The sequence below is a fragment of the Microbacterium sp. HD4P20 genome (assembly GCF_019449275.2).
In the GTDB taxonomy this organism is placed as follows: domain Bacteria; phylum Actinomycetota; class Actinomycetes; order Actinomycetales; family Microbacteriaceae; genus Microbacterium.
In genome coordinates this window covers 1-26,570 of the sequence record NZ_JAHZQZ020000002.1, presented here as the reverse complement: position 1 = coordinate 26,570, position 26,570 = coordinate 1, and the positions used below count along the sequence as shown (strand labels likewise).

Here is a 26,570-nt window from a genome sequence, read left to right as displayed (position 1 = left end):
TCATAGCGAACCGCTCGCGCCCACGCCGAGCTCGGCGTCGTAGTCGACATCTTTCGTCTCCGGAGCAAGGAGCAGCGCGATGAAGGTCAGCACGCCCATGGCCGACAGGTAGATGCCCACCAGCGCCGGACTGCCGCCTGCTGCGGCCCACAGCCAGACGGCAACGATCGGGGCGAGCGCGGCGCCGAGGATCGACGAGACGTTGTACGAGATCGCCGACCCCGAGTACCGCACGTTCGTCGGGAAGAGCTCCGGCAGGACCGCGCCCATCGGCCCGAACGTCGCTCCCATCAGCATGAATCCGAAGATGAGGAAAGCCTGCACGAGGGCGCCGGTGAACTTGGGGTCGGCGTGCGGGAGCAGGAACAGATTGAACGTGAAGCCGAAGACGATGATCAGCGCCGTCACCCACAGGAGCAGGCGGCGTCGGCCGATCGCGTCGGCGATCGGGCCGGAGAGCAGCGTGAAAATGCCGAAGAACACCACGCCGATGATCTGCATCAGCACGAAGTCGGTGTATCCGAACCCGAGCCCGGGATAGAACTGCGCGGCGAATGCTGCGGGGTCGAACGACTCGCCGGCCGCCTCGGCCGCCGCCTGGGCTGCCGCCGAGGCGGTGTCGAGATCGGCCGCCTTGGTGCCGTACGACAGCGTGAAGTTCGTCATCAGATAGAACAGCACATACGTCGCCAGCATGATGAACGTGCCGAGGATCAGGTGCCACCAGTGGTGGCGCAGCACGGTGGCCAGCGGGAACTTGCGGATGACGCCCTTCTGCTCCGCCTTGACGAAGGTCTCGGACTCGACCAGTCGCAGGCGCACCCACAGGCCGATGATGACCATGACGGCCGAGAAGAGGAACGGCACGCGCCATCCCCACGCCAGGAAGTCCGCCGAACGCTGGCCGGCCCCTTCGGGGTGGGGGAGGAGGAAGTTGATCCCCAGGAAGACCGAATTGGCGATGATGAAGCCCAGGGGCGCGCCGAGCTGCGGGAAGGTGCCGTACCACGCGCGCTTTCCCTTCGGGGCGTTCTCGGTGGCCACGAGCGCGGCCCCCGACCACTCGCCGCCGAGCGCGAAGCCCTGTGCCAGTCGCAGCACCAGCAGCAGCAGCGCCGCCCACCACCCGATGTCGGTGTAGGTGGGAAGGCACCCGATGAGGAACGTCGCGATGCCCATCGTGAGCAGCGATGCAACGAGGGTGGCCTTGCGGCCGAAGCGGTCGCCGAAGTGGCCGAACACGACGGCCCCGAGCGGACGGGCGATCATCGCCGCCCCGAAGACGCCGAACGAGGCCAGGAGGGCGGTCGTGTCGTTGCCGGTGGGGAAGAAGAGGATGGGGAAGACGAGGACTGCGGCCGTCGCATAGACGTAGAAGTCGTAGAACTCGATCGTCGTGCCGACGAGGCTCGCGGTGATGACGCGGGAGCGGGGATTAGCGGGGGCCGCGGTGGTGGCGGCGGTGGGGGAAGCCATGGAGAACCTGTATGTCGCGGGAGCTGGCGTCCTCGTGGGACGGGGCGGTGGCGGCCGCTCGACGCGAGGTGACGCGTCAGGCGGCACTGCACTGGGTCACCGTGCGCGAGGACGGGATCGTCCAGGCGCGAAGATCCATCTTAGGGGCGGGCAGGCGCACCCCGAGGACGGGATGACCGGACGCCGTACGCCCACGCGGCGCACGGCATCCGGGGCCGGCGGTGCGTCAGCGCCAGAGCACCCCGAGCGCGGCGTTGGTAAGCGTGAGCACGCCGACCGACCAGAACAGCGCCGGCGCGACCGAGCCGTTCTTGCGCTGGCGACCGGCGCCGATGCCGAGCAGCGCACCGATGATGAGCAGGACGACGAGCTTCACGCCGATCTTGACGTAGTTCAGCTCGCCCTCGATGCCCCAGGGAGCGGCGAGGATGAGGCCCGCGAGACCCGCGATCGCCAGGCCCCAGTCCATCAGGCGGGTGATCCGACGCTTGCCGACAGCCTCGACCACCCAGGCTCCGAAGAGCACCGCGAACCCGACGAGGTGAATCAGTACGACGATGTGACGAAGGACTTCCATGGTCGTCACGCTAGGGGTACCGGCGTCCGTGCGCCAGGAAGGTCGTCCTCACCGGGTGTACGCCGCCGGTTCCCCCGCTCGGCTCAGGCGTGCAGGCTCCGCAGGATGAGGGCCGTGCGCATCGCAGCATCCGCCGCTTCGAAGCCCTTGTCCTCCTCAGACCCCGGGAGTCCCGCGCGGGCGATGCCCTGCGCTTCGTCGTCGAGGGTCAGCACGCCGAAGCCGACCGGCTTTCCGGTGTCGATCGCGACGCGGGTCAGGCCGTCCGTCGCGGCATTCGAGACGAACTCGAAATGGGGGGTGCCGCCCCGGATGATGACGCCCAGCGCCACCACGGCATCGGCGCCCTGCTCGAGCGCCGCCTTCGCCACGACGGGCAGCTCGAACGAGCCCGGCACCCGCACCAGGCGCCACGAGGCCCCGGCGGCTTCGAGGGCACGCTGTGCGCCGGCGATGAGGCCGTCGGTGATGACCTCGTGCCACGTGCCCGCGACCACGACGACGTCCACTCCCGTGGCGTCGATGGGACCGGTGACCTGGGGTGCGCCCTTGCCGCTCACTGTGCTGCTCCTTCGTGCTGTTCGGCGGCCCCGAGCTGTTCGGCGGCCCCGTTCCGCTCGGCGGTCTCGTGCATGAGCGCGAGGGCGTCGGCGAGATCCTCTTCGGCGATGAGGTGGCCCATCCGATCGCGCTTGGTCGCCAGGTACTGGTGGTTGTTCGGCCCCACGCCCACGAGCAGCGGCACCTGCTCGACGATGTCGAGTCCCAGCGCCCGCAGCTGCGCCACCTTGTCGGCGTTGTTGGTCAGCAGGCGCACCCGCTCGACGCCAAGATCGGCCAGGATGCCGGCGGCCGCGGCGTAGTCGCGGGCGTCGGCGGGAAGGCCAAGTGCGAGGTTGGCGTCGACGGTGTCGAGGCCGCGCTCCTGCAGCGAGTATGCGCGCAGCTTGTTGATCAGACCGATGCCGCGTCCTTCGTGCCCACGCATGTACACCACGACGCCGCCGTCCTGCTCGATCGCGTCGAGGGCGGCCTCGAGCTGCGGGCCGCACTCGCACTTGAGCGAGCCGAACGCCTCGCCGGTGAGGCACTCGGAGTGCACGCGCACGAGCGGGGCGTCGCCCAGCTCGCCCGACACGACCGCGATGTGGTCGGTGCCGGTGGTGCGGTCCTTGTACGCGAGGAATCGGAATTCGCCGTGTCCGGTGGGCACGCGGGCCTCGGCCCGCAGGCTCACGCGGCGCTTGTGACCGCTGCGGACCGCCGGGTCGCACGGGTGGTGCTCGTCGAGGTACGCCGTCAGCTGCTCGATCGTGATGACGGGGATGCCGTACTCGGCTCCCAGTTCCTGCAGTCCTGGCAGCCGCATCATGCTGCCGTCGTCCGCGACGACCTCGCCGATGACGCCGACCGGGGCAAGGCCGGCGAGGCGTGTCAGCTCGACGGCGGCCTCGGTGTGGCCGGCGCGCTCGCGCACGCCGCCGTCCACCGCTCGCAGCGGAAGGATGTGGCCGGGGCGGATGACGCTCGCCGGGGTGGACTCGGGATCGGCGAGCACGTTGAGCGTGTGTGCGCGATCAGAGGCGCTGATGCCCGTGGACTGGCGATCGGCGGCGTCGACGCTCACGGTGTAGGCGGTGCCGCGGGCATCCTCGTTGACTTCGACCATGGGGGGAAGATCGAGCCGGTCCGCCCAGTCGCCGGGCATCGGCGCGCACAGGAACCCACTGGTCCAGCGGACGGTCCAGGCCACCCACTCGGGCGTTGCCAGCTGTGCCGAGAGCACGACGTCGCCTTCGTTCTCGCGGTTCTCATCGTCGGCGACGATGACGGGCTTTCCCGAGCGCAGCGCCTCCAGTGCTTCGGGGATCGTGGAAAGGCTCATTCGGAGCCTCCTTCCGTCGGTGCGGCGGTGGCCGCAGGCGAAGCCGGCGCTGCCGGAGCGGCGGGGGCGAAAGCCAGGAGGCGCTGCACGTGGCGCGCCAGGATGTCGGTCTCGAGGTTGACCCGGTCGCCCGGCTCCAGCGCGCCGAGCGTGGTGGCGGAGAGAGTCTCGGGGATGAGCGAAACCTCGAACCATGCACCGTCTGTGGTCGCCGCAGCCGGTGCGGGGCTGGCACCGCTGACCGTGAGCGACACCCCGTCCACGGCGATCGAGCCCTTGTCGACTACGAGGGGAGCGAGCTCGGACGGCAGGCCGATCCGCAGAACTCGCCACTGCGCGCCCGGGCGCACTTCGAGCACGTCACCGGTGCCGTCGATGTGTCCCTGCACGATGTGACCGCCGAGGCGTCCGTGGGCGGCGGTGGCCCGCTCGAGATTGACGGCTCGGCCCGCCTCGACGCCGGCGAGTGTCGACATGTCGAGTGTCTGCTTCATGACATCCGCGGTGAACCATTCGTCGCCCTGGTCGACGACGGTGAGACACACGCCGCTGACCGAGATCGAGTCGCCGTGCGCGGCATCCGATACCGCCTTCGGTCCCTCGACGGTCAGGCGCACGCCGTCGCCCGACGGCTCGACGGCGGTGATACGACCGATCTCTTCGACGATTCCGGTGAACATCAGGCGTCTCCTTCTGACGTGGGTGGGCCCACGCGCCCCGAGGCTCCGCACGACGCGTCAGCGGCGTGTGGAGTGGGCGTGGGGATGGCGATGACGAGCATGTCGTCGCCGAGAGTCTGAACGCTCGACACCGACAGTCGGCGGGCGTGTGAGATGGTGTCGACGCCGATGTCGCGCAGTGCGAGCATGTCGCCCCCGAGCAGCACCGGCGCGACGTAGACGAGCAGCTCGTCGGCCAGCCCCTCGCGCACGAAGGACGCCGCGACGGTCGGTCCGCCCTCGACGAAGACACGGTGGGCGCCGCGCATGCGCAGGTCGTCGAGCACCGCCATGAGGTCGCCGGAGTACTGCAGGAAGCGGTGGGGATGCCGGTGCACCAGCGCGTCGTCCGGGACCGGACGCGCACCGAGCACCACCGGCAGCGGCTGCTGCGGCAGCAGCGTTCCGTCCTCGGCACGCGCGGTGAGCGCGGGGTCGTCCGTGAGCACCGTCCCGGTCCCGACGACGATGACGTCCGACTGGGCCCGCCGGCGGTGCACGTCGGCGCGGGCAGCGGGGCCCGTGATCCATTTGCTGGTGCCATCGGATGCCGCGGCCCGGCCATCGAGGCTCTGCGCCCACTTGACCGTCACGTGCGGGCGTCCGAGGCTCTGCACCGCGAGCCAGGAATCCAGCAGAGCGTGCCCTTCTTCGAGCAGAACCCCGGCCTCGACATCCACGCCTGCTCGGCGCAGTCTCGTCGCGCCACCGGACGACCGCGCCCCCGGATCGGCGACCGCGTACACGACGCGGGCGACGCCTGCGGCGATCAGTGCTTCGGCACAGGGCCCGGTGCGACCGGTGTGGTTGCACGGTTCGAGGGTCACGACGGCCGTGGCTCCTCGGGCCTCGCCCGGCGCGAGCCGGGAGAGCGCATCGACCTCGGCGTGCGGTGTGCCCGCCCCTCGATGCCACCCTTCGGCCAGCACGGTGCCGTCGGTGGCGAGGATCACCGCGCCCACCTGCGGATTCACGCCGCGAGGACCTTGCCCGGCGATCGTGAGCGCACGACGCATCGACTCGCGTTCTGCTGCGCTCGCCATCCGTGCCTCGTTTCGCCACCGTGTTCCAGGCGCTCCGGGGCAGGGGAAGCGGCGGCGCGCGTGACGCCACCCGTGCTGCCTCCCATCCGGACTAGCGACACGGCCCACTTTCGGACCTCGTCGCATCACCGTCGGTCCCGGATTTCCACCGGGTCGACCGTGGCGGCATCCGAATCGGATGCGGAGCCTCGGCTCGCGGACTATCACCGCCGGTTCGGATTCTCACCGACCCCGGAGCACGTTGATGCTCTCGAGTGTAGTCAACGCCGCATCGGTGGATTCATTCCATGTCGACGCATGCAACATGGCGTCACTCGGCCAGAGCTCTCGCCACGGCCTCGTCGACGACGAGATCGGTCGCGAGGCCCGCCGCCAACGCGCCGCGCAGACTCGTGATCTTCGCGACGCCCGACACGACACAGAGCCGTCGGGCAACCGCGCGCAGGACGTCCAGCTGCGGGCCGGTCGCTCTGTCGTTCAACGGGATGCCGTCGCTCGACCCGTCCGCGCGGAAGAACACTGTCGCCACATCGCCGACGACACCTTCCGACGCGAGGACGGAGAGCTCGGGAGCCTCGAGATAGCCGCCGGAGTACACGTGGCTGGGCACCGTCGATCCGGCCGAGCCGGTGCTGAAGACGACGAGGTCCATGGCCGACTGCATCGCGAGGATGCGCTGGGTACTGCGCTCGCGCCACATCGCGCGCTTGGTCTGAGGGTCGTCGAAGAACGCCGGCACGGGGAACTGCTGTGCGCTGCCGCCGTACGCGGAGGCGAAGCGGCTCAGGATCTCGCTCGCGTAGAGGAGTCCCGTTGTCTGGGTGTTGCCCGAGCCGTTGAGCTGGACGAAGCGAGTGCCGTGCACCGGCTTGGGCAGCAGTCGCCGACTCATGGCGGCGGTCGTCGAGCCCCACGCGACGCCCACTGTCATGTCGTCCACGATGAGGTCGCCGAACAGGTGGGCGGCGGCGACGGCCACCCGCTCGAGACGCTCGACCTCGCTCGCATCGTCGGGGACGGGCACCACGTGGGCGGTCACGCCGAAGCGGTCGGCGAGCCGTTCCTCCAGGAGCTGAGGTGCCGCGAAAGGGGAGCGGATGCGGATGTCGACGATGCCCGTCGCGCGGGCGCGCGCGAGCAGCCGCGACACCGTCGACCGCGAGGTGCCGAGTTCCCGCGCGATGGCCTCCATCGTGCGGTCCTGCACGTAGTAGAGGTGCGCGGCCGTGAGCGCTCGCTGAACATCCCGCTCGTCGTCCAGCTCGTCCATGAGCGACATCATTGCACGTATGTGCAGATGCCCTGCAACAACGTCCAGCGATGTCATGATGGAGTCACGACGAAGAAGGAACGGCAGGCGATGGCAATGACCCGGGGCACAGGGCGCACGTTCGACTCTCTGGCGGAACGGCCCTACGCCGATGTCCTCATCATCGGCGGCGGGATCAATGGGCTCGCCACCTTCCGGGACCTCGCTATGCAGGGCGTCGACGTCGTCCTGGTCGAACGCGATGACTTCGTGAGCGGGGCATCCGCCGCCTCCTCCCACATGATCCACGGCGGCATCCGCTACCTCGAGAACGGGGAGTTCCGGCTCGTGCACGAAGCCGTGACAGAGCGCAACGACCTCCTCCGCATCGCGCCGCACTACGTCCGTCCGCTGCAGACGACGATCCCGATCTTCTCGACGTTTTCGGGCGTACTGAGCGCGCCCCTGAGATTCCTCCGGCACGGCGGCGGCGCGCACACCGAGCGCGGCGCGGCGCTCATCAAGATCGGACTGGTGATCTACGACTCGTTCTCTCGCGGGGGCGGACGCGTCCCGCGGCACGCCTTCCGCGGCCGCAAGCGCTCGCTTCGAGAACTGCCGGAATTGAACCCCGACATCAAGTACACCGCCACATACTGGGACGCCTCGCTGCACGACCCCGAGCGGCTGGCGATCGACGTACTGCGCGACGGACGCGACGCCGGCGTCGACACGGCGCGCGCCGCGAACTACACGGCGGCGGTGGGCGTCGAGCAGGGCCGCGTCGTGCTGCGCGACATGGTGTCGGGGCGCGACGTGGCGTTCGCGGCATCCGTCGTCATCAACGCCTCGGGGCCGTGGACCGACCTTACGAACGAGGCCCTCGGCCACGCCACCCGCTACATGGGCGGCACGAAGGGGTCCCACATCGTCGTGGACAATCCGGCGCTGCTGGCCGCGACGGGCGGACGCGAGCTGTTCTTCGAGAACGAGGACGGCCGGATCGTGCTCATCTACCCGATCAAGGGGCGGGTGCTGGTCGGCACGACCGACCTCGAACACGACATGGCCGACCCGATCGTGTGCACCGAGGCCGAGGTCGACTACTTCATCGACCTCATCGCGCAGGTGCTGCCGAAGATCCCGGTCGACCGCTCGCAGATCGTCTACCGCTTCTCCGGCGTAAGGCCGCTGCCGGGGCACGGCGACCTCGCACCCGGCTTCGTCTCTCGGGACTACCGCATCGAGGCGACACCACTCGCGGGCGCGGATGCCACGGTGCTGAGCCTCGTCGGCGGCAAGTGGACGACCTTCCGCGCGTCGGCAGAGCACCTGGCCGACCGTGCTCTCGAGCTGCTGGCACAGCCGCGACGCCGCACCACCAAGGGCGTCGCGATCGGCGGAGGCAAGGGGTTCCCGACGACCGAGCGGGCGCGGCAGCAGTGGATCTCGGGGCACGCCGACGGACTTCCCGCCGATCGCGTCGGGACGCTCCTGGACCGTTATGGAACCGTCGCGACGAGTGTGATCCGAGCGATCGCGGACGACCCGGATGATCGGATGCTCGACCACGTGCCCGGCTTCACCACGGCCGAGCTGCGCTTCCTCGCCGAGACCGAGGACGTCGTGCATCTCGATGACCTGCTCATGCGGCGCACGAGCATCGCCTTCGTCGGGGGAGCGACCGAGGCCGCCGCGGCCGAGATCGCCGCGACGGTGGCGCCGGTTCTCGAGTGGGATGACGCGCGCGTCGAGTCCGAGGTCGCTCGCGGGCTGCGAGCCGTGCACGCGGCAGACCCGTCCTGGGCCGGGGCGACCGCCGCCAGCCGATAGCCTGACCGCAGCCGGACGCGAGGGCGTGCCGGCCACGCACGCGGGCGCAGCCGCCCGTCAGGAAGGAGACGATCTTGGGCGACCACGTGCTCGCGATCGATCAGGGAACCACCTCGACCCGCGCCATCGTCTTCGACGGCGGCGGCCAGGTGGTCGCGTCCGCGCAGCGCGAACACGAGCAGATCTTCCCGCGCGCCGGGTGGGTCGAGCACGACCCCGTCGAGATCTGGACCAACACCGAATGGGTGATCGCCTCCTGCCTGTCGCGTGCGCGAGTCGCGGCATCCGATGTGGCCGCCATCGGCGTGACGAACCAGCGTGAGACGGCGATCGTGTGGGAGAAGCGCACCGGCCGCCCGGTCTTCAACGCACTCGTCTGGCAGGACACCCGCACGCAGCCGCGCGTCGACCGGCTCGCGCAGGACGGCGGAGCCGACCGGTTCGCGCACACGACCGGCTTGCCGCTGGCGACGTACTTCTCGGCGTCGAAGGTCGCGTGGATCCTCGAGAACGTGCCCGGTGCGAGGGCCGCCGCCGAGGCCGGGGAGCTGTTGTTCGGCACGCCCGACACGTGGGTGGTGTGGAATCTCACGGGCGGCACGCGCGGCGGCATCCATGTCACCGATGTCACGAACGCCTCGCGCACGCTGCTGATGGACCTGCGCACCCTGGACTGGGCCGATGACCTGCTCGAGGTCTGGGGCATCCCGCGCGCCATGATGCCCGAGATCCGGTCGTCGTCCGAGGTGATGGGTCACTCGCGCCTGCCGTCCGTGCTCGACGGGGTGCCGATCGCCGGCATCCTCGGAGATCAGCAGGCGGCCACGTTCGGGCAGGCCGCGTTCGACGCCGGCGAGTCGAAGAACACCTACGGCACCGGCAACTTCCTGCTCGTCAACACCGGCACCGAGATCGTGCGGTCGGGCAGCGGCCTGATCACCACGGTGGCCTACCGGTGCGGCGACGAGCCCGCGCGCTACGCGCTGGAGGGATCGATCGCCGTGACCGGATCGCTCGTGCAGTGGCTGCGCGACAATCTCGGCATCATCCAGCGGTCCGAAGACGTTGAGACGCTCGCGGCGAGCGTCGACGACAACGGAGGCGCCTACTTCGTTCCGGCGTTCTCGGGCCTGTTCGCGCCGTACTGGCGGCCGGACGCGCGCGGTGCGCTCGTCGGCCTCACGAGGTACGTCAACAAGGCCCACATCGCGCGAGCCGCATTGGAATCCACCGCGTTCCAGACGCGCGACGTCATCGACGCGGTCATCACCGACACGGGGCGAGGACTTGACGAACTGCGCGTCGACGGCGGCATGACGCGCGACGACCTGCTCATGGAGTTCCAGGCCGACATCCTCGGCATCCCCGTCGTGCGGCCGAAGGTGATCGAGACGACGGCGCTCGGCGCCGCGTACGCGGCCGGGCTCGCCACGGGGGTGTGGCGCGACCGCGACGAGTTGCGGGCGCACTGGCAGGAGGACGTGCGCTTCGAGCCGCGGATGCCGCAGGACGAACGCGAGCGCCGGTGCCGCATGTGGCGCAAGGCCGTGTCGAAGTCGCTTGACTGGGTCGACGACGATGCCCGGGTGCTCATGGGCACCACCGAGGGCTGAGTTACTTCAGCAGGCGTGACAGGCGCCGGTCGGCGAGGATCTTGCCGCCGGTCTGGCACGTCGGGCAGTACTCCAGCGAGTTGTCGGCGAAGAAGACGCTGCGCACCTCGTCGCCGCACACGGGGCAGGTTTCGCCGCGTCGTCCGTGCACCTGCATGCCGCGCCGCTTGGCGTCTTTGAGCTCGGCGGGAGGCTTGCCGGATGCCTCGGTCACCGCATCCGTCAGCGTCTGTGTCATCGCGGCGTAGAGTCGGTCGATGTCGTCCGCGGTGAGGCTCGAGGCGAGCGCATAGGGCGACATCTTGGCAGCGTGCAGAATCTCGTCGGAGTACGCGTTGCCCACGCCCGCGAGCGTCGCCTGATCCCGCAGCACGCCCTTGATCTGGGTGCGCCGCCCCTCGAGCAGCGAGGCCAGCGTGTCGCGCGTGAACCCCGGGTCGAGGGGATCGGGGCCGAGCCGCGCGATGCCGGGGACGTCGGACGGGTCGCGAGCGACGTACACGGCGAGCGACTTCTTGGTGCCGGCCTCGGTGAGATCGAACCCCGACCCGTCGCTGAGCGCGACGCGCAACGCGATCGGCGTCTTGCCGGGTTTGATGAGGGTCGGGGCGAGCTCGTCGGTGAACCGCAGCCAGCCGGCCTTCGCGAGGTGGAAGATCAGGTGGGGCCCCGTGGTAGCGAGGTCCACGAACTTGCCGTGGCGAGACGCTCCGGTGATCTCGGCATCCTTCAGCGCGTCGATCGGCGGGTCGTAGGTCTTCAGCGCCGCGATGTTGCCCACCATCGAGCGGGTGATGCGCAGCCCCGTGACGCGCTCGCCGAGGAAGTCGACGAGCCCCTGCACCTCGGGCATCTCGGGCATGCGCTCATCCTGCCACGCGTCACCGACGTGACGCACGCGAGGGCAGCAACGGCTTCAGCCTTCGATGACGGGCCAGGGCTGCGGCATCCGGTCGTCCGTGCGTAAGAGCGCCGCGATCCAGCCGTCGTCGCGGCCGAACGAGCCGACGAGCGCCTCGCGGAGGGTGCCTTCGTAGCGGAAGCCCAGGGTCCGTGCGGCGCGCGCCGAGCCGACGTTGCCGACGACGGCACGCCATTCGATGCGGTGCAGATCCGCTCCGGCGGGGTCGAAGCCCCAGTCGATCACCGCGCGCGATGCCTCGATCAGCAGCCCGCGCCGACGCGACCACGGTGAGACCCAGTAGCCGAGCTCACCGCCACCTCGGCCGTCCAGCCGGTACAGGCCGATCATCCCGGCCAGCACTTCGCCCTCGCGCATCGCCCAGGTCACGTGCGCGCCGCTCTTCCACTCCTCGGCGACCTTCGGCACGAACTCCTCGGCGTGACGACGTTCGTACGGAGACGGCACCGTCGTGTACCGCTGGGTGTCGGCATCCTGACACGCGTCGAAGATCGCGTCGACGTCGTCGAGTGTCGGGAGCGACAGCTCGAGCCGTTCGGTGCGCAGGGTGACGGGCTCCATCGCACCACCGTAGGGGATCCGGATCCCTTCCTCCTTCCCTCCCTTCCCGCTCCGCTTCCTTCGCCCACCATGTCCCTCCCGCGCCGACCATGTCGGTTTTGCAGCGAGCATGTCGACATGCTCGGCGCAAAACCCACATGCTCGGCGCAAAACCCACATGCTCGGCGACGAGGCGGGGGGATGGAGAGGGAGGCGAAGGGGGGAGACGGCGGCTGCGGGTCAGACGCGGCGGAGGAGGCCGACCTTGTCGTAGACGTCGGCGAGCGTACGGCCCGAGACCTCGTCGGCCTTGGCGGCGTTCATGGCCAGCACGCGGTCGAGCTCGGCGGGGTCGTCGAGCAGCTCGAGCGCGCGGGCGCGCACCGGGCCGAACTCCTCCACGACCACGTCGGCGAGGCCCTTTTTGAAGTCACCGTAGCCGCGGCCGGCATACTCGTCCTCGATCGAAGGGATCTGGCGGCCGGTCAATGCCGCGTAGATCACGAGCAGGTTCGACACGCCGGGCTTGGCCTCGCGGTCGTACCGCACCGAGCCTTCGGAGTCGGTGACGGCCCGCATGATCTTCTTCGCCGACACGGCCGGGTCATCGAGCAGCCAGAGCACCCCGGCATCCGACTCCGCCGACTTCGACATCTTCGCGATCGGGTTCTGCAGGTCGTAGATGCGCGCGGTCTCCTGCTGGATCACCGGCATCGGCACGGTGAACGTCTTGCCGAACCGGCTGTTGAAGCGCTCGGCGAGGTCGCGCGTGAGCTCGACGTGCTGCTTCTGGTCGTCGCCGACGGGCACGATGTCGGTCTGATAGAGGAGGATGTCGGCGGCCATCAGCACCGGGTAGGTGAAGAGCCCCACCGAGGTCGCGTCCGCGCCATACCGCTGCGACTTGTCTTTGAACTGCGTCATGCGCCCGGCCTCGCCGAAGCCCGTGATGGTCGACAGGATCCAGGCGAGCTCGGCGTGCGCGCGCACGTGCGACTGCACGTACAGGGTCGACTTCGACGGCTCGATGCCGGCGGCGATGTACTGCGCGGCGGTGCGACGGGTCTTCTCGCGCAGGTGCTCGGGGTCCTGCGCGACCGTGATCGCGTGCAGGTCGACGACGGAGAAGAACGCCTCGTACGAGAGCTGGAGGTCGCGCCACTGCATGAGCGCCCCGATGTAGTTGCCGATCTGGAGCGAGTCGGCGGAGGGCTGCATGCCGGAGTACAGACGCGGTTTGCTCACCACACGATCCTAAGGGCGACGGATGCTTCAGCCGGTCGCGCGCGCGCGACGCTCGAGTCCCTCCAGCAGGATGTCGAGCGCGAACTCGAACTCGACGCGGTCGTCGCACCAGCCCAGGGTGCCGACCTCGTCTTCGTGCACGACCTCCGCGAGCATGGCCTGCACGTTCGGCATGAGGGCGCCGAGCTCGGCAACCCGCGCGGGGTCCACCTCGCCATCGGTCCCCGGCGGGTCGTCGAGGATCAGCTCCTGCGAGAAGCCGAACTGGCGGCTGCCGAGCGTGTGCATGGCGTGATGGATGAGGTCCCACGACAGCCCGCCCGATCGCATGACCGAGACGTTGGTGTCGACCCACGTGGCGAAGGCGGGGGTCATCGTGCCGCGCGCCTCGAGGGCGCGGGGCACCCACGGGTGGTGGAGGAGCACTTCGCGCGCGGCGAGGATCCGGGTGCGCAGATGGTCTTGCCACGACGGCGGCGGGGGAGTGGTCGCGTGTGCCGCACGCTCTCCGACGTCTTCGAAGATGAGGTCGAGCGCGCCGGTGATGACGGCGTCCTTGCCGCGCACGTGGTAGTAGATCGACATGGGCTCGACGCCCAGCTGCTGTGCGAGACGGCGCATCGTGAGCGCGTCGATCCCGCCGTCGTCGGCGATCGAGATCGCTTCGCGCAGCACGCGCTCGCGCGAGAGCGGCTCCCTGCGCGGCGTCGTCGCGGCCGTCGTCATGCCTGACCTCCCGCGTCCACGGTACCGCCCCCGCGCAAGCTCGGGCGCGAACACGGAGGCACAAAGAAGGCTGGACATCGGTTGCGAAATCCGCTACCTTACGTTGTAAGTCGTACATCGTAAGGTACGAATCCAGAGCGGAGACTCCCGATGAGCAGCACCGATCACGACCACGCCCCCGGCAAAGCTCCTGCGGTGGCATCCGTTCCCGGCCAGACCATGCGTGCTGCCGTCGTCCACCGCTTCGGCGGTCCGGATGTCGTGGCGGTGGAACGGGTGCCGCGACCCGAGCCGCGCGAGGGCGAGATCCTCGTCCGGGTGCACGCCGCGAGCGTCAGCATCGCCGACCACCGGGTCCGGGCGCGCGACGTGCCGCGCGGGCTGCGCATCCCCACGATGTTCGCGCTCGGCATGACGCGGCCGCGGCACCCTGTGCTCGGCATGGACGCCGCCGGCGTCGTCGCGCAGGTCGGCGCAGGCGTGACGGGGTTCGCGCCGGGAGACCGGGTGCTGCTCATGCACGGCGCGCGCTTCGGGTGTCACGCCGAATACACGACGATCTCCGCCGGAGGAGCGGTGACGAAGATCCCGGACGGCGTCTCGTTCGTCGACGCGGCGGCCGTGCCGTTCGGTTTCGTCACGGCGGACGCCTTTCTCGAGGCCGGCCGTATCGGGCCGGGGCAGCACGTGCTGGTCAACGGGGCGTCGGGCGCCGTGGGGTCAGCGGCCGTGCAGCTGGCGAAACTGCGCGGCGCGACGGTGACCGCCGTCACGAGCGCGGGCAACGCCGAGCTGGCTCGCGACCTCGGCGCCGATCACGTGATCGATTACGCGCGCGAGGACTTCTCGGCGGGCGGCATCGAATACGACGCGATCGTCGAGTGCGTCGGCAACGCGCCTCACGCACGGTCGGTACGCGCGCTCCGGCCGGGTGGGGTGCTGCTGCTCGTGATCGCCGATCTTGCAGGGATGCTGGGGTCGAAGCTGCGACCCACGCGTGACGGCATCCGGCGCATCCAGGACGTCGCCGCCGTGACGGGCCCCCAGCTGGCGCGGCTCGCCGAGCTCGCCGCGACCGGAGCCATCCGGCCCGTCATCGACCGCGTGTATGAGCTCGAGGCGATCCGCGAAGCCCACGAGTACGTCGCCACCGGGCGCAAGCGCGGCAATGTCCTCATCACGCTCGGTGAGTGAGGCGATCGCGCGGAGGTCCTATTCGAAGGGCTCGACCGGGACCGGTGCCGCCGCCCCGACGAACGCCACGATCTGGTGACCGCCGGGATTCGTCTGCTCCGCCACGGTGATCCAGTTGTTCGTGACCCACACGTTGCCCGATGGGTCGACGGCGATGCCCGTGCTGCGGGTCAGACCGTCGAAGGCGTACCCGGTGTCGTCGGGTGAGATCGCCTCGCCCGTGACCAGGCCGCGCGGGCAGGTGGTGGCATCCGCTCCGCAGAATGCGGCGACCCGCTGCTCGCTGAAGTCGGCGACCCACAGATTGCCGTCGCCGTCCGTCGCGATACCCCACGGGAGTGTCACGCCGCCGCCGGTGTACGGCGTGGAGACGGTGCCGTCCGGCGCGATCATCGTGACCGACGGCGTGCCGCGTCCTTCCGCGGTCCGGTCGGGGCACGGCAGCGTGATACCGCCGGAGTTCGCCACCCACACGTTGCCCGCCGCATCCGCGGCGATGCCCATCGGCCGATCGAAACCCTGGGTCAGCGGAGAGAAGGGTGCTGCTGTGCCGTCGCGATCGAGCACGGCGACGGCGCTGTTCACCGTGCCGGTGATGAAGACGTTCTGTCCGTTGTCGACGATCGCGAAGGGCGCATCGAGCCCGAACGAGCCGAGGTTGCGCGCCTGCGCAGGATCACCCCCGGGGTAGACGGCCACCGAATCGTTGCCGCAGTTGGCGATCCACAGATCGCCGTTGGCGTCGAACTCGATGCCCTGCGGCCAGCTCAGGTCTCCCTGCGTGAAACCGGTGTCGGGAGACAGCGGGCTGTCACCCTCGAAGAGAGACATGCTGTTGTGCAGCGGCTGATCCTCCTCGGGGCATCCCGGAGCCGGCGCAGCGAACCCGTAGTTGCTGAACCACAGCCGCCCGGTGCGGTCGAACTCGATACCGAAGCCCGAGCCGCTCAGTCCGCCGCCCTCGAGCGTGGTGATCAGCTCGCCGTTCGGGGCGAATCCGAAGGCCTGATCGCTGCCGCACACGGCGACGGAGGGGTCGGCGTTGTACTGGTAGTTGTTGTTGATCCAGATGTTTCCGTCCGGGTCGATGGCGAAGTTGCCAGGGCCGGCGAGCGACTCGCCGTCGCCGTCGAAGCGCAGCGCGAGCGTCCAAGCGGCGGGCGGGTCGGAGAGTCCCGGGTTCTCGCCGTTCGCTCTCGTCGCCACGTCGAACAGCGCCGCAACCGAAGCCGACGGGTCGCGCGCGATCGCCGCGAAGGCGGCGGGCGCGGTCGCCGGCACGGCGTCGTCGGCGCCGGCGTCGAACAGCACGTCGCACGCGTCGTCGTCGGTCAGGCAGGCGCCCAGAATGTCGGTCAGTGAGGTGAAGGTGGCGAGCGTGCTCGTCTCGGATCCGTTCGGCGAGGTCGTGAGAACCTCGCCGTAGTCGCCCGACACCGGGTCGGCGAGATTGGCCGCCATGCTCGTCGCGTTCGCCAGCCACTTCGCTTCGCCCGAGGGGGCGCTGTCGTCGTAGAACTGGGCGAGCCCGTATCCGGCCGCGACCGTCGTTCGCTCGTTGAGCGTGACCTCGCTCGCGTCGGCGGCCGCGACCGCGGCCAGCAGGGCCCGATCCGAGTCGGCCGGTCGTGCGTCGACGTACACGATGCCGGCGTCTCCGGCGTCGAGTTCGAAGGCGCCGGCATCGTCGGTCGTGGCGGTCGCGCCCGGTTCGGCTGCGTCCGCTCCGAGGGTCCACGCGGTGACCGTCCATCCGGCCGCGTCGACGCCACCGGCGACGGGGTCGATGGATCCGGTGAGCGTCGGCTCCGATTCGGCCGCCGGGGCGCAGCCGCCCAGAACCAGCGCGGCCGCCACCGCCATGAGCGCGCTCGCGCTCGCGAGCATCTTCCGGTCGTGCACAGTAACCCCCGTCCGTGGCCTTCCCCTCGCGGAGTCTAGCCATACGAGGTTTCGCGCCAGAGAAGGCGCTCCTCGACACCGCCCGCCCCGGCGCCGGACGGCTTGCTCCGACCGGGCTACCTGCCGACGGTGTAGTCCGCGACGACGGGGGCGTGGTCGCTCCAGCGGGTGTCCCACGAGGGTGCGCGCACGACGCGGTAGTCCGCCACGCGCTCGCCGAGCGCCGGAGTGGCGAGGTGGTAGTCGATCCGCCAGCCCGCGTCGTTGTCGAACGCGCGCCCGCGCATGGACCACCACGTGTACGGTCCGTCGACGTCACCGTGGAATCGTCGGCCGACATCGACCCAGCCGAGCCCCGTTCCCACCGAGCCGTCGACGCCGGCGACCTCGGTTCCGGCTTCGCCGAAGAACCGGTCGAAGTAGGCGCGCTCGCGGGGGAGGAACCCGGACTTCTTGACGTTGCCCTTCCAGTTGCGGATGTCGAGCTCGCGGTGCCCGACGTTCAGGTCGCCCATCACGAGGGCGAGCGGCGACGCGGCGGCCAGCTGCGGCAGCCGCGCCTCCATCGCGTCCAGGAACGCCCATTTCGCATCCTGCCGCGGGGTCTCGGCCTCGCCTGTGTGGACGTAGGCGCTGACCACGATCAATCGCTCGCCGTCGATGTCGAAGTCGGCTTCGATCCACCGCCCGGCACTGTCCAACGGCTCGGGTCCGAGCACGCGGCGCACCTCGACCGACGGCATCCGGCTCGCGACCGCCACGCCGGCACGGCCCTTCGCGAGCGCTTCATCGTTGACGATCTCCCAGCCGGGCAGGGCGGCGCGCAGCTCTTCTTCGGTGGCGCGGACCTCCTGGAGGGCCATCACGTCGATGTCTGCGGCGTCGAGCCACTCGAGCATGCCCTTGCGCGTTGCCGCGCGGATTCCGTTGACGTTGACAGAGGCGATGCGAACACGGCGAGACACGCCCGCCAGCCTATCCAGCCCCGCCGACACTCACTCGAACAAACTGCCCGCGTGCTTCGGTGCGGGGGGAGCGGATGCCTGCACCTGCGCCAGCTCCTGCTCGGCGCTGCGCACCGCGCGGTCGGCCGCCCACGCGCGGAACCACGGTGCAGCGTCGCGGGCCTGCTGCGCGGTGCGCAGGCGCACGCGGGCGGCCACCACCAGCGCGGCATGCTCGGCGGCGACGCGCTCCGCGTCACTCTGCGGACGCAGCGGGATGTCCTGGTCCTCGGCCGAGATGGCGATCCACGAGGCGGCAACGAGGATGATGATCCCGATGATCCGGAACCACAGCAGCATGCCGACGAAGATCGCGAAGGTCGCCAGCAGCGCGTTGGTCGGCGTGTAGATGAAGAGCCATCCGGTGAACAGCTGCAGGACGGTGATCGCGCCGCCGCCCAGCAGTGCCCCCGGCCAGATGCGCCGCCAGGGCAGCTTGGTCCCGGTGAGGAAACGGATGAGCGCGGCCAGGGCCGCGGTGAAGATCACGAACGAGATGAGGATCGAGCCGATGCGGGTCGCAATGCCGAACCAGCCCGACGAATCGCTCCACCCGAACAGCCCGAAGACGAGCTGCAGCGCCCAGGTTCCGATCGAGGTGGCAGCGAAGCCGAGCAGAAGCGCCAGCGCGAACAGGATGGCGCCCAACAGGTCGCGAGCCTTCAGCATGAAGTAGCTGCGAAGGTCCGGCGGCAGCCCGAAGATGTCGCGCACGGCACGCCGGGCGAAGGTGACGAAGCCGATGGCGGTCCACAGCAGTGTCCCGAGGGCGATCGCACCCGTGATGCCGAGCACGCCGGCGTTGCTCGTGGCGATCGCGGTGACCTGTTCCGGCGTGAAAAGGCCGTTCTCGCTGATCAGTCCGGGGATGTAGCTGTTGATGAGATCGATGAGCCCGTCGACCGCCTCCGAGCTGCCGCCGAGCCACAGCCCGGCGATCGCGAAGGCGACGTAGATCCCCGCGAACGTGGCGAACAGGGCCTGGTAGCTGACGCCCGCCGCGAGGAGGAAGCCGTTGCGCTGCAGGAACCGTCGCCACACGCGCACCGGAAACCACGCGAGCGTGCGCTGTGTGAGGGCGGTGGCCCGGTTGATCGGCTCGTCGAAGCGTTCGCGCAGGCTCTCCTGGGTCGCCTCCCACCGCTCCCGCAGAGACTCCTCCTCGCGCTGCGCCGCGTCCGCCTGAACCTGCGCGTGCCGGTGCCGGTGCCGGCCGGATCGGCCCTTTTCGCTCACGATGTCAGATTAGCGATGACGGATGCCTCGTCCCGCGGTGGACGCGGCATCCGTTCTCGTCTGGAATCGCGGCACCGCGAAGAGCACCGCCGCCAGCGCGACCGCGGGAAGCAGGAACGCCGGCCCGAGCCCGGGCGCATCCGCCAGCAGTCCGACCACCACGGCGCCGAGGATCGCCCCGGCGTAGTTGAAGAGGTTCACGCGCGCGATGACCTGGTCGCTATGGCGCGGGTCGAGCTCGCCGGCGGCGCCGAAGGTCACCGGGATCAGCACGCCCGCCGACACACCGGCCAGCGCGAACCCGGCCACCGCCGCTGCCGGAACCGGAACCAGCGCGACGAGGGCGCAGCCGACGGCCGAGACGCTCGCCGCGATCGCGACGAGCCGGCGCCGGCCGATCGCCGTCACAAGTCGGTCGGTCACCAGCCGCGTGACCAGCACCACCGACTGGTACGCGGCATAGCCGAGCGGCGCGATCCAGGCGAGTGCGGACAGGTCGTCCTGCAGGTACACCGTGCTCCACGTGCTCACCGCCGAGTCCGCGACGAAGACCGCGAGCACCACGAGGCCGAACACCCAGATGCCCGCCCGGGGGAGGCGCGCCCGCTCGGCCTTCGGCAGCGCCTCATCCACCGGGGTCTCGCGAAGGCCGAGTCGGGCCACGACGATCGCGGCGCCGAGTGCGATCGCGGCGGCGCACGTCAGCGCGATGCCGGCGGCAAGGGCGGATGCCGCAACCACCGAGACCAGCAGGGCGCCGGCGATCGCAGCAGCCGTGGCGCCGGCGAAGAATCCGCCGAGCAGATGCCGGCCGTATGCGCGCTGGACGGCGACGCCCTGCATCGCGGCCGCGGCGTCGACACAGCCGAGGCCGATGCCGAAGACCGCGAAGGCCGCCGCGAATCCCGCGAAAGGAGTGGGCACGGCGATCACCGGAAGCGCGACCGCCTGGATCACGAGCCCGAGCGCGAGTGCCGCGCGGCTGCCGAAGCGCACGGCGACGAGATTGGCCAGCACCGATCCCGCCGCGGCGGCCAGTGCCACGCCCAGAACCAGCAGCGACACGACCGTGTCATCGACGTCCTGGCGGGCCTTGAGGGCGGGCAAAGACGTGACGACCACGGCGTAGCCGAGGCCCTGTGCCACGTACGCGGCCGAGACCGCGAAGCGCGACGACCGCAGACCTACCGGAACGGATGCCGTCGGCATCCGCTCGTCGTCATGTCGTCCGCCGCCGCCGGATTCGTACTGCGGCCGGTCGCTCCGTTGCGACTCGCCCACTGCGGGCGTCCTAGGGCCGTCCGCGCAGCACGGCCTGCTTGACCTCGGCGATCGCCTTGGTCACCTCGATACCGCGGGGGCAGGCTTCGGTGCAGTTGAAGGTCGTGCGGCACCGCCACACGCCCTCTTTGTCGTTGAGGATGTCCAGGCGCACATCGCCCGCGTCGTCGCGCGAGTCGAAGATGAACCGGTGGGCGTTGACGATGGCCGCGGGGCCGAAGTACTGGCCGTCGGTCCAGAACACCGGGCACGACGACGTGCACGCCGCGCACAGGATGCACTTGGTGGTGTCGTCGAAGACCTCGCGGTCGACGATCGACTGGATGCGCTCCTTGCCGGGCTCGGGCTTGGAGCCCGCGATGAGGAAGGGCTGCACCTCGCGGTAGGAGGCGAAGAACGGCTCCATGTCGACGATGAGGTCCTTCTCGAGCGGCAGGCCCTTGATCGCCTCGACGTAGATCGGCTGCGAGATGTCGAGATCCTTGATGAGGGTCTTGCACGCCAGCCGGTTGCGGCCGTTGATGCGCATCGCGTCCGAGCCGCAGATGCCGTGCGCGCAGGAGCGGCGGAACGACAGTGACCCGTCGACCTCCCACTTGATCTTGTGCAGCGCGTCGAGCACCCGGTCGGTGGAGTAGAGCTCCACATCGTAGTCCACCCAGCGCGGCTCCTCGTCGACCTCCGGGTTGAACCGGCGGATGATGAAGGTCACCAGGAACGACTGGATGCCGGTGTCCTGCGCCGCGGCATCCTCAGCGATCTCCTGGGCGTCGGCATCGGTGCGCTCGATGACGTCTGTGGCTGTGGTCGCCATCAGTACTTCCTCTCCAACGGCGGGTAACGCAACTCGCCGGCCTCGTTCTTCGTGAAGACGACGGGCTTCCAGTCGAGGCGGATGTGGTCGTCCGCGTGCGACGACCCGGCATCTCCGGACAGGTAGGCCATGGTGTGCTGCATGTACTTCTCGTCGTCGCGCGTGGGGAAGTCGTCGCGCATGTGCCCGCCGCGGCTCTCTTTGCGATTGCGGGCGGTCACGACGACCACCTCGGCGATGTCGAGCAGGAACCCGAGCTCTACCGCCTCGAGCAGGTCGGTGTTGTAGCGCTTGCCCTTGTCGTCGACGTGGATGTTCTTGAATCGCTCGCGCAGCTCGGCGATGACCTCGAGCACCTCGCCGAGGGACTCCTCGGTGCGGAACACCTGCGCCTTGCGGTCCATCTCGTCCTGGAGGGTCTTGCGCAGCACCGCGATCCGCTCGGTGCCCTGGTTGTTGCGCAGGCCCTCGATCAGGCCGCGCACCTCAGCAGCCGGGTCCTCCGGAAGCGGCACGAACTCGGCGGTCTTGACGTACTCGACCGCGTTGCGCCCGGCCCGCTTTCCGAACACGTTGATGTCCAGGAGCGAGTTGGTGCCGAGACGGTTCGAGCCGTGCACCGACACGCACGCGCACTCGCCGGCGGCGTACAGGCCGGGAACGACGGTGGTGTTGTCGCTGAGCACCTGGGCTTCGACGTTGGTGGGGATGCCGCCCATCGCGTAGTGCGCGGTGGGCATGACCGGCACCGGCTCGACCACGGGGTCGACACCGAGGTAGGTGCGGGCGAACTCGGTGATGTCGGGGAGCTTGGTCTCGAGCACCTCGGCGCCGAGGTGGGTGCAGTCCAGCAGCACGTAGTCGCGGTGGGGTCCGGCGCCACGGCCTTCGGCCACCTCCTGCACCATGCAGCGGCTGACGATATCGCGCGGTGCGAGGTCCTTGATCGTCGGGGCGTAGCGCTCCATGAAGCGCTCACCCGAGGCGTTGCGCAGGATCGCACCTTCGCCACGCGCGCCTTCGGTGAGCAGGATGCCGAGTCCGGCGAGGCCCGTCGGATGGAACTGGAAGAACTCCATGTCCTCGAGGGGCAGGCCCTTGCGCCAGACGATGCCGACGCCGTCGCCCGTGAGGGTGTGCGCGTTGGAGGTCGTCTTGAAGATCTTGCCGAAGCCGCCGGTGGCGAAGATCACGGCCTTCGAGTGGAAGACGTGGAGGTCACCGGTGGCGAGCTCGTAAGCCACCACTCCGGCGACCTCGGTGCCGCCGGCCTCGCCCTGCACCGTGATGAGGTCGAGCACGTAGAACTCGTTGAAGAAATTGATGCCGAGCTTCACGCAGTTCTGGAACAGCGTCTGCAGGATCATGTGGCCGGTGCGGTCGGCCGCGTAGCACGCGCGACGCACGGGGGATTTTCCGTGATCGGCGGTGTGGCCACCGAAGCGGCGCTGGTCGATCTTGCCCTCGGGCGTGCGGTTGAAGGGCAGGCCCATGTTCTCGAGGTCGATGACCGCGTCGATGGCCTCCCTGGCGAGGATCTCGGCCGCGTCCTGGTCGACGAGGTAGTCGCCGCCCTTGACGGTGTCGAAGGTGTGCCACTCCCACGAGTCCTCTTCGACGTTGGCCAGCGCCGCCGCCATGCCGCCCTGCGCCGCACCGGTGTGCGAGCGCGTCGGGTACAGCTTCGAGATGACGGCCGTCCGAGCCCCCGGTCCCGCCTCGATCGCCGCGCGCATGCCGGCGCCGCCGGCTCCCACGATGACGATGTCGAACTGGTGGTAGTGGACGCCGTCCTTGACGTAGGAGTCCGCGGTCTGAGTGCTCACGTGTCGATTGCCTCGATTGTCTCTTGCGGGGATTCGCTTCAGCTCTGCGCGCTGCAGATCTCGGTGATCACGTCGGACGCGGTCTCGGGGTCGAAGCCGAGGCACGGGTCGAACGTGAACACGACGAGCGTGCCGAGCAGGATCAGGAACGCGGCTGACAGCCACAGCGCCCACACCAGCACACGGCGGGCCGTGGGGTGCGTCACGTAGTCGTTGACGATGGTGCGCATGCCGTTGGCGCCGTGGATGAGCGCGAGCCACAGCATGAGCACGTCCCACCACTGCCAGAACGGGGTCGCGAACTTGCCGGCGATGAAGGCGAAGTCGAGCCCGTGAATGCCTTCGCCGAGCATCAGGTTCACGAACAGGTGGCCGAAGATGAGGATCACGAGGAAGACGCCCGAGACCCGCATGTAGATCCAGCCCCACTTCTCGAGGTTCGGACCCTTGCGGCGGACGGGGGTGCGCGGTGCGCGGGGATCGGCGATGGTTGTCATCAGTGGCCGCCTCCCGTCGCGAACGCCAGCATGAGATGGCGCGGCGTGAAGCCGAGCATCGTGACGACCCACAGACCCAGCACGCCCCACCACAGCTGACGCTGGTGGCGTGTGGCCCACGCCCACAGATCCACCGCGATGATGCGCAGGCCGTTGTAGGCGTGATAGGCGATCGCGCCCACGAGGGCGACTTCGCCGAGCGCCATCACCCAGTTCTTGTACGTGCCGATGACGGCGTCGTACGCCTCGGGAGAGACCCGGATCAGTGCCGTGTCGAGCACGTGCACCAGGAGGAAGAAGAAGATGGCGATGCCGGTGATGCGATGCAGCACCCACGACCACATGCCTTCGTTCCCGCGGTACAACGTGCCGCGGGGGACTCGGGAAGTGGTCTCGGATACCGACGGTGTGACGCGCGCTGGTGCAGACACGGCCGTCCTCCCTGATTGGAACCTGTCCGTTTCATCCTATTCCCGCATTCGCCGACCGGCGACGAAGGGCGACCTCACCCCGTCCCGGTGAGCGAGAGCCGGTTAGCCTGTGACGCATGGCCCACGCGATCGAGGACTTCTACGCCGTCATCCCCGCCGGCGGCATCGGCAGCCGGCTCTGGCCCCTCTCACGTGCCGATGCGCCCAAGTTCCTGCACGACCTGACCGGGTCCGGGCAAACCCTCCTGCGCGACACGTGGGACCGGCTCGAGCCGCTGGCCGGCAGCGATCGCATCGCGGTCGTCACCGGCCGCGCGCACCGCGCCGCCGTCGAGAAGGAGCTGCCGGGCATCGCCGACAAGAACGTGTTCCTCGAGTCCGAGCCCCGCGACTCGACGGCCGCCATCGGCCTGGCCGCCGCGATCCTGGTGCGTCGCGAGCCCGACGTGATCATCGGCTCGTTCGCCGCCGACCACGTCATCCGCGTGCCGCAGCTGTTCGACTGGGCGGTGCGTCAGGCCGTCGCCACGGCTCGCGAGGGATACATCTGCACGATCGGCATCCAGCCGTCCGAGGCATCCGTCGGATTCGGCTACATCAAGAAGGGCTCGGCGCTCGTCGTCGACGGTGCTCCTGAGGCCGGTCTGGTCGAGAGCTTCGTCGAGAAGCCCGACCTCGAGACGGCCAAGGAGTACTTCGCCGATCGGAACTACCTGTGGAACGCGGGCATGTTCATCTCACGCGCCGACGTGCTTCTCGGCGAGATCGCCGAGAACGAGCCGCAGCTGTACGCCGGCCTCATGGACCTCGCCGAGGCGTGGGACGACCGCGACCTGCGCGGTCCCGTCGTCGACCGCATCTGGCCGACACTCACCAAGATCGCGATCGACTACGCCGTCGCCGAGCCCGCCGCGGCACGTGGCCGTCTCGCCGTCATCCCCGGGCACTTCGACTGGGACGACGTGGGAGACTTCGCGAGCCTGGCCAAGCTCAACTCCGGCGGACGCAAGAACGACCTGGCGATCCTCGGTCCGAACGCCCGGATCCTTTCGGACGCCGCCAGCGGCATCGTCGTGAGCCAGACTCGTCGCGTGATCAGCCTCATCGGGGTACGCGACATCGTCGTCGTCGACACCGAGGACGCACTCCTGGTCACCACGAGCGAGCACGCCCAGCGCGTGAAGGGCGTCGTCGACGCGCTCAAGCTGAGCGGGCGGGGCGAAGTGCTCTGATCGTCGGCGGGGGACGGATGCCGCGGCATCCGCTCATGACGGCTGTATTGCGTCTTTGTAACCATTGCCCGGAAGGCGTTCGCCGCGTATGCAACTGCGGCGTCACAGTGTGTAACTTTATGCAGTCCCCGTGAAGGACGCGGGGCCATCTAGTGGAGGCTGAGTTGACCATCTCACGCACCAAGAAGCTCGCCGGCGTGGCTGCCGCCGCGAGCATCGCCCTGGCCCTCGCGGGCTGCGGCACCGCACCTGAGGCGGACCCGACCGACGACGGCGGCGACGCCGCGACGGATTTCAAGGCCTGCATGGTCTCGGATGAGGGCGGCTTCAACGACAAGTCGTTCAACCAGCTCGGCCTCGCCGGCCTCGAAGCAGCGGCAGACGAGCTCGGCTTCGAGATCGCCACGACCGAGTCGGCCTCCGCGAGCGACTATGCGGCGAACCTCGACAACCTCGCTGCGGAAGGCTGCAACCTGATCGTCTCGGTCGGCTTCCTGCTGAGCGCCCCGACGGTCGAGGCGGCACTGGCCAACCCCGACATCAACTACGCCATCATCGACGACTGGGCCGACAACGACTTCGACGGTGAGACCGACGCCCCGAACATCAAGCCCCTCGTGTTCGACACCGCCCAGGCCGCGTTCCTCGGCGGCTACGCGGCGGCCTCGTTCAGCGAGACCGGCAAGGTCGGCACCTTCGGCGGCGCCAAGATCCCGCCGGTGACGATCTTCATGGACGGCTACCAGCGCGGCGTCGAGTACTACAACGAGCAGAACGGCACTGACGTGCAGGTCGTCGGCTGGGACGTCGAGACGCAGGAAGGTCAGTTCACCGAGGAGTTCGCGGCGAACGACAAGGCGAAGCAGGTCGCGCAGGGGATCATCGACCAGGGCGTCGACGTTCTGCTGCCGGTCGGCGGCCCGATCTACCAGTCGGCCGCTGAGGCCATCCGCGACTCGGGCGGCGGCATCGCGCTGCTCGGTGTCGACGCCGATGTCTACGAGACCGACTCGTCGGTGGCCGACCTGCTGCTCCTGTCGATCCTCAAGGGCATGGACGTCGCCGTCCAGGAGGCAGCGACCGAGGCCGCCAACGGCGAGTTCGACGTGACGCCGTTCATCGGCACGCTCGAGAACGACGGCGTCGGCATCTCGCCGTTCCACGACTTCGAGTCGCTGGTCGACCCGGCGCTCGCCGACGAGCTCGAGGAGATCCGTCAGGGCATCATCGACGGTTCGATCGACGCCACCTCGCCGTCGTCGCCGTAAGGCCCGAACAGCACACACACACACACCAGGCGGCCGGACAGATGCGCGCATCTGTCC

Annotated in this window: 24 protein-coding genes; 5 read left to right on the top strand and 19 right to left on the bottom strand. The window is 69.4% G+C overall.

From position 1 onward, the window contains the following. The 7 genes from K0817_RS00335 to K0817_RS00305 form a co-directional block, all read right to left on the bottom strand. Window positions 1–1,476 (bottom strand): MFS transporter, encoded by a 1,476-nt coding sequence (locus K0817_RS00335; RefSeq protein ID WP_219978346.1) that lies wholly within the window; start codon window positions 1,474–1,476, stop codon window positions 1–3. 226 nt (window positions 1,477–1,702) lie between these two features. Further along, the gene (locus K0817_RS00330; RefSeq protein ID WP_219978345.1) at window positions 1,703–2,053 is read right to left on the bottom strand and encodes a Fe-S protein; all 351 of its coding nucleotides are present in this window, start codon (window positions 2,051–2,053) and stop codon (window positions 1,703–1,705) included. An 83-nt stretch (window positions 2,054–2,136) separates the two neighbouring features. Then, entirely contained in the window at window positions 2,137–2,613 is a 477-nt protein-coding gene (gene ribH / locus K0817_RS00325; RefSeq protein ID WP_219978344.1) for a 6,7-dimethyl-8-ribityllumazine synthase, read from the bottom strand. Then, window positions 2,610–3,938, bottom strand: coding sequence for a GTP cyclohydrolase II (ribA, locus tag K0817_RS00320; RefSeq protein ID WP_219978343.1), 1,329 nt, complete (start codon window positions 3,936–3,938; stop codon window positions 2,610–2,612). Before ribA ends, ribH begins: the two co-directional genes overlap by 4 nt. Beyond that, on the bottom strand, window positions 3,935–4,618 hold the full coding sequence (locus K0817_RS00315) for a riboflavin synthase (RefSeq protein WP_219978342.1): 684 nt from the start codon (window positions 4,616–4,618) through the stop codon (window positions 3,935–3,937). The genes ribA and K0817_RS00315 overlap by 4 nt, the downstream gene beginning before the upstream one ends. Then, the gene (ribD, locus tag K0817_RS00310) at window positions 4,618–5,700 is read right to left on the bottom strand and encodes a bifunctional diaminohydroxyphosphoribosylaminopyrimidine deaminase/5-amino-6-(5-phosphoribosylamino)uracil reductase RibD (protein ID WP_219978341.1); all 1,083 of its coding nucleotides are present in this window, start codon (window positions 5,698–5,700) and stop codon (window positions 4,618–4,620) included. Before ribD ends, K0817_RS00315 begins: the two co-directional genes overlap by 1 nt. Window positions 5,701–6,010: 310 nt before the next feature. Further along, window positions 6,011–6,970 (bottom strand): sugar-binding transcriptional regulator, encoded by a 960-nt coding sequence (locus tag K0817_RS00305; RefSeq protein ID WP_219978340.1) that lies wholly within the window; start codon window positions 6,968–6,970, stop codon window positions 6,011–6,013. 96 nt (window positions 6,971–7,066) lie between these two features. Here K0817_RS00305 and K0817_RS00300 point away from each other — a divergent pair, with 96 nt between their 5' ends. Together K0817_RS00300 and glpK are read left to right on the top strand one after the other, a co-directional pair. Further along, entirely contained in the window at window positions 7,067–8,782 is a 1,716-nt protein-coding gene (locus tag K0817_RS00300; RefSeq protein ID WP_219978339.1) for a glycerol-3-phosphate dehydrogenase/oxidase, read from the top strand. A gap of 74 nt (window positions 8,783–8,856) precedes the next feature. Then, the gene (gene glpK / locus K0817_RS00295) at window positions 8,857–10,395 is read left to right on the top strand and encodes a glycerol kinase GlpK (protein ID WP_219978338.1); all 1,539 of its coding nucleotides are present in this window, start codon (window positions 8,857–8,859) and stop codon (window positions 10,393–10,395) included. Between the two features lies 1 nt (window position 10,396). Here the strand turns inward: glpK and K0817_RS00290 are convergent, their stop codons facing one another. The 4 genes from K0817_RS00290 to K0817_RS00275 form a co-directional block, all read right to left on the bottom strand. Then, window positions 10,397–11,257: an Fpg/Nei family DNA glycosylase gene (locus tag K0817_RS00290; protein ID WP_219978337.1), complete on the bottom strand. Its 861-nt coding sequence runs from the start codon at window positions 11,255–11,257 to the stop codon at window positions 10,397–10,399. A 54-nt stretch (window positions 11,258–11,311) separates the two neighbouring features. Then, window positions 11,312–11,878 carry a GNAT family N-acetyltransferase gene (locus K0817_RS00285; protein WP_219978336.1) on the bottom strand — a complete coding sequence of 189 codons (567 nt, stop codon included), beginning with the start codon at window positions 11,876–11,878 and terminating at the stop codon, window positions 11,312–11,314. Between the two features lie 219 nt (window positions 11,879–12,097). Beyond that, window positions 12,098–13,102 carry a tryptophan--tRNA ligase gene (trpS, locus tag K0817_RS00280; protein WP_374209509.1) on the bottom strand — a complete coding sequence of 335 codons (1,005 nt, stop codon included), beginning with the start codon at window positions 13,100–13,102 and terminating at the stop codon, window positions 12,098–12,100. A 27-nt stretch (window positions 13,103–13,129) separates the two neighbouring features. Next, the gene (locus tag K0817_RS00275; protein WP_219978334.1) at window positions 13,130–13,828 is read right to left on the bottom strand and encodes a TetR/AcrR family transcriptional regulator C-terminal domain-containing protein; all 699 of its coding nucleotides are present in this window, start codon (window positions 13,826–13,828) and stop codon (window positions 13,130–13,132) included. A gap of 150 nt (window positions 13,829–13,978) precedes the next feature. Between K0817_RS00275 and K0817_RS00270 the strand changes: the two genes are divergently transcribed. Next, window positions 13,979–15,022: an NAD(P)-dependent alcohol dehydrogenase gene (locus tag K0817_RS00270; protein WP_219978333.1), complete on the top strand. Its 1,044-nt coding sequence runs from the start codon at window positions 13,979–13,981 to the stop codon at window positions 15,020–15,022. Window positions 15,023–15,040: 18 nt separating this feature from the next. Here the strand turns inward: K0817_RS00270 and K0817_RS00265 are convergent, their stop codons facing one another. The 8 genes from K0817_RS00265 to sdhC form a co-directional block, all read right to left on the bottom strand. After that, window positions 15,041–16,924 (bottom strand): NHL repeat-containing protein, encoded by a 1,884-nt coding sequence (locus K0817_RS00265; RefSeq protein ID WP_219978332.1) that lies wholly within the window; start codon window positions 16,922–16,924, stop codon window positions 15,041–15,043. 116 nt (window positions 16,925–17,040) lie between these two features. Then, entirely contained in the window at window positions 17,041–17,889 is an 849-nt protein-coding gene (locus K0817_RS00260; RefSeq protein WP_219978331.1) for an exodeoxyribonuclease III, read from the bottom strand. Between the two features lie 30 nt (window positions 17,890–17,919). Continuing rightward, window positions 17,920–19,164: a YihY/virulence factor BrkB family protein gene (locus K0817_RS00255; protein ID WP_219978330.1), complete on the bottom strand. Its 1,245-nt coding sequence runs from the start codon at window positions 19,162–19,164 to the stop codon at window positions 17,920–17,922. A 9-nt stretch (window positions 19,165–19,173) separates the two neighbouring features. Further along, window positions 19,174–20,445 carry an MFS transporter gene (locus tag K0817_RS00250; RefSeq protein WP_253735083.1) on the bottom strand — a complete coding sequence of 424 codons (1,272 nt, stop codon included), beginning with the start codon at window positions 20,443–20,445 and terminating at the stop codon, window positions 19,174–19,176. Window positions 20,446–20,455: 10 nt separating this feature from the next. Then, window positions 20,456–21,259 (bottom strand): succinate dehydrogenase iron-sulfur subunit, encoded by an 804-nt coding sequence (locus tag K0817_RS00245; protein ID WP_253735082.1) that lies wholly within the window; start codon window positions 21,257–21,259, stop codon window positions 20,456–20,458. Continuing rightward, window positions 21,259–23,085 carry a succinate dehydrogenase flavoprotein subunit gene (gene sdhA / locus K0817_RS00240; protein WP_219978329.1) on the bottom strand — a complete coding sequence of 609 codons (1,827 nt, stop codon included), beginning with the start codon at window positions 23,083–23,085 and terminating at the stop codon, window positions 21,259–21,261. The genes K0817_RS00245 and sdhA overlap by 1 nt, the downstream gene beginning before the upstream one ends. Before the next feature lie 38 nt (window positions 23,086–23,123). Continuing rightward, window positions 23,124–23,582, bottom strand: a complete 459-nt coding sequence (locus tag K0817_RS00235) for a succinate dehydrogenase hydrophobic membrane anchor subunit (protein WP_219978328.1) — start codon at window positions 23,580–23,582, stop codon at window positions 23,124–23,126. After that, window positions 23,582–24,013 (bottom strand): succinate dehydrogenase, cytochrome b556 subunit, encoded by a 432-nt coding sequence (gene sdhC / locus K0817_RS00230; RefSeq protein WP_219978327.1) that lies wholly within the window; start codon window positions 24,011–24,013, stop codon window positions 23,582–23,584. The genes K0817_RS00235 and sdhC overlap by 1 nt, the downstream gene beginning before the upstream one ends. Window positions 24,014–24,129: 116 nt before the next feature. On the opposite strand from sdhC, the gene K0817_RS00225 reads away from it, so the two are divergent. Further along, on the top strand, window positions 24,130–25,245 hold the full coding sequence (locus K0817_RS00225) for a mannose-1-phosphate guanylyltransferase (RefSeq protein ID WP_219978326.1): 1,116 nt from the start codon (window positions 24,130–24,132) through the stop codon (window positions 25,243–25,245). A gap of 164 nt (window positions 25,246–25,409) precedes the next feature. Then, window positions 25,410–26,513, top strand: coding sequence for a BMP family protein (locus K0817_RS00220; RefSeq protein ID WP_219978325.1), 1,104 nt, complete (start codon window positions 25,410–25,412; stop codon window positions 26,511–26,513). The last annotated feature ends 57 nt before the right edge of the window (window positions 26,514–26,570 follow it).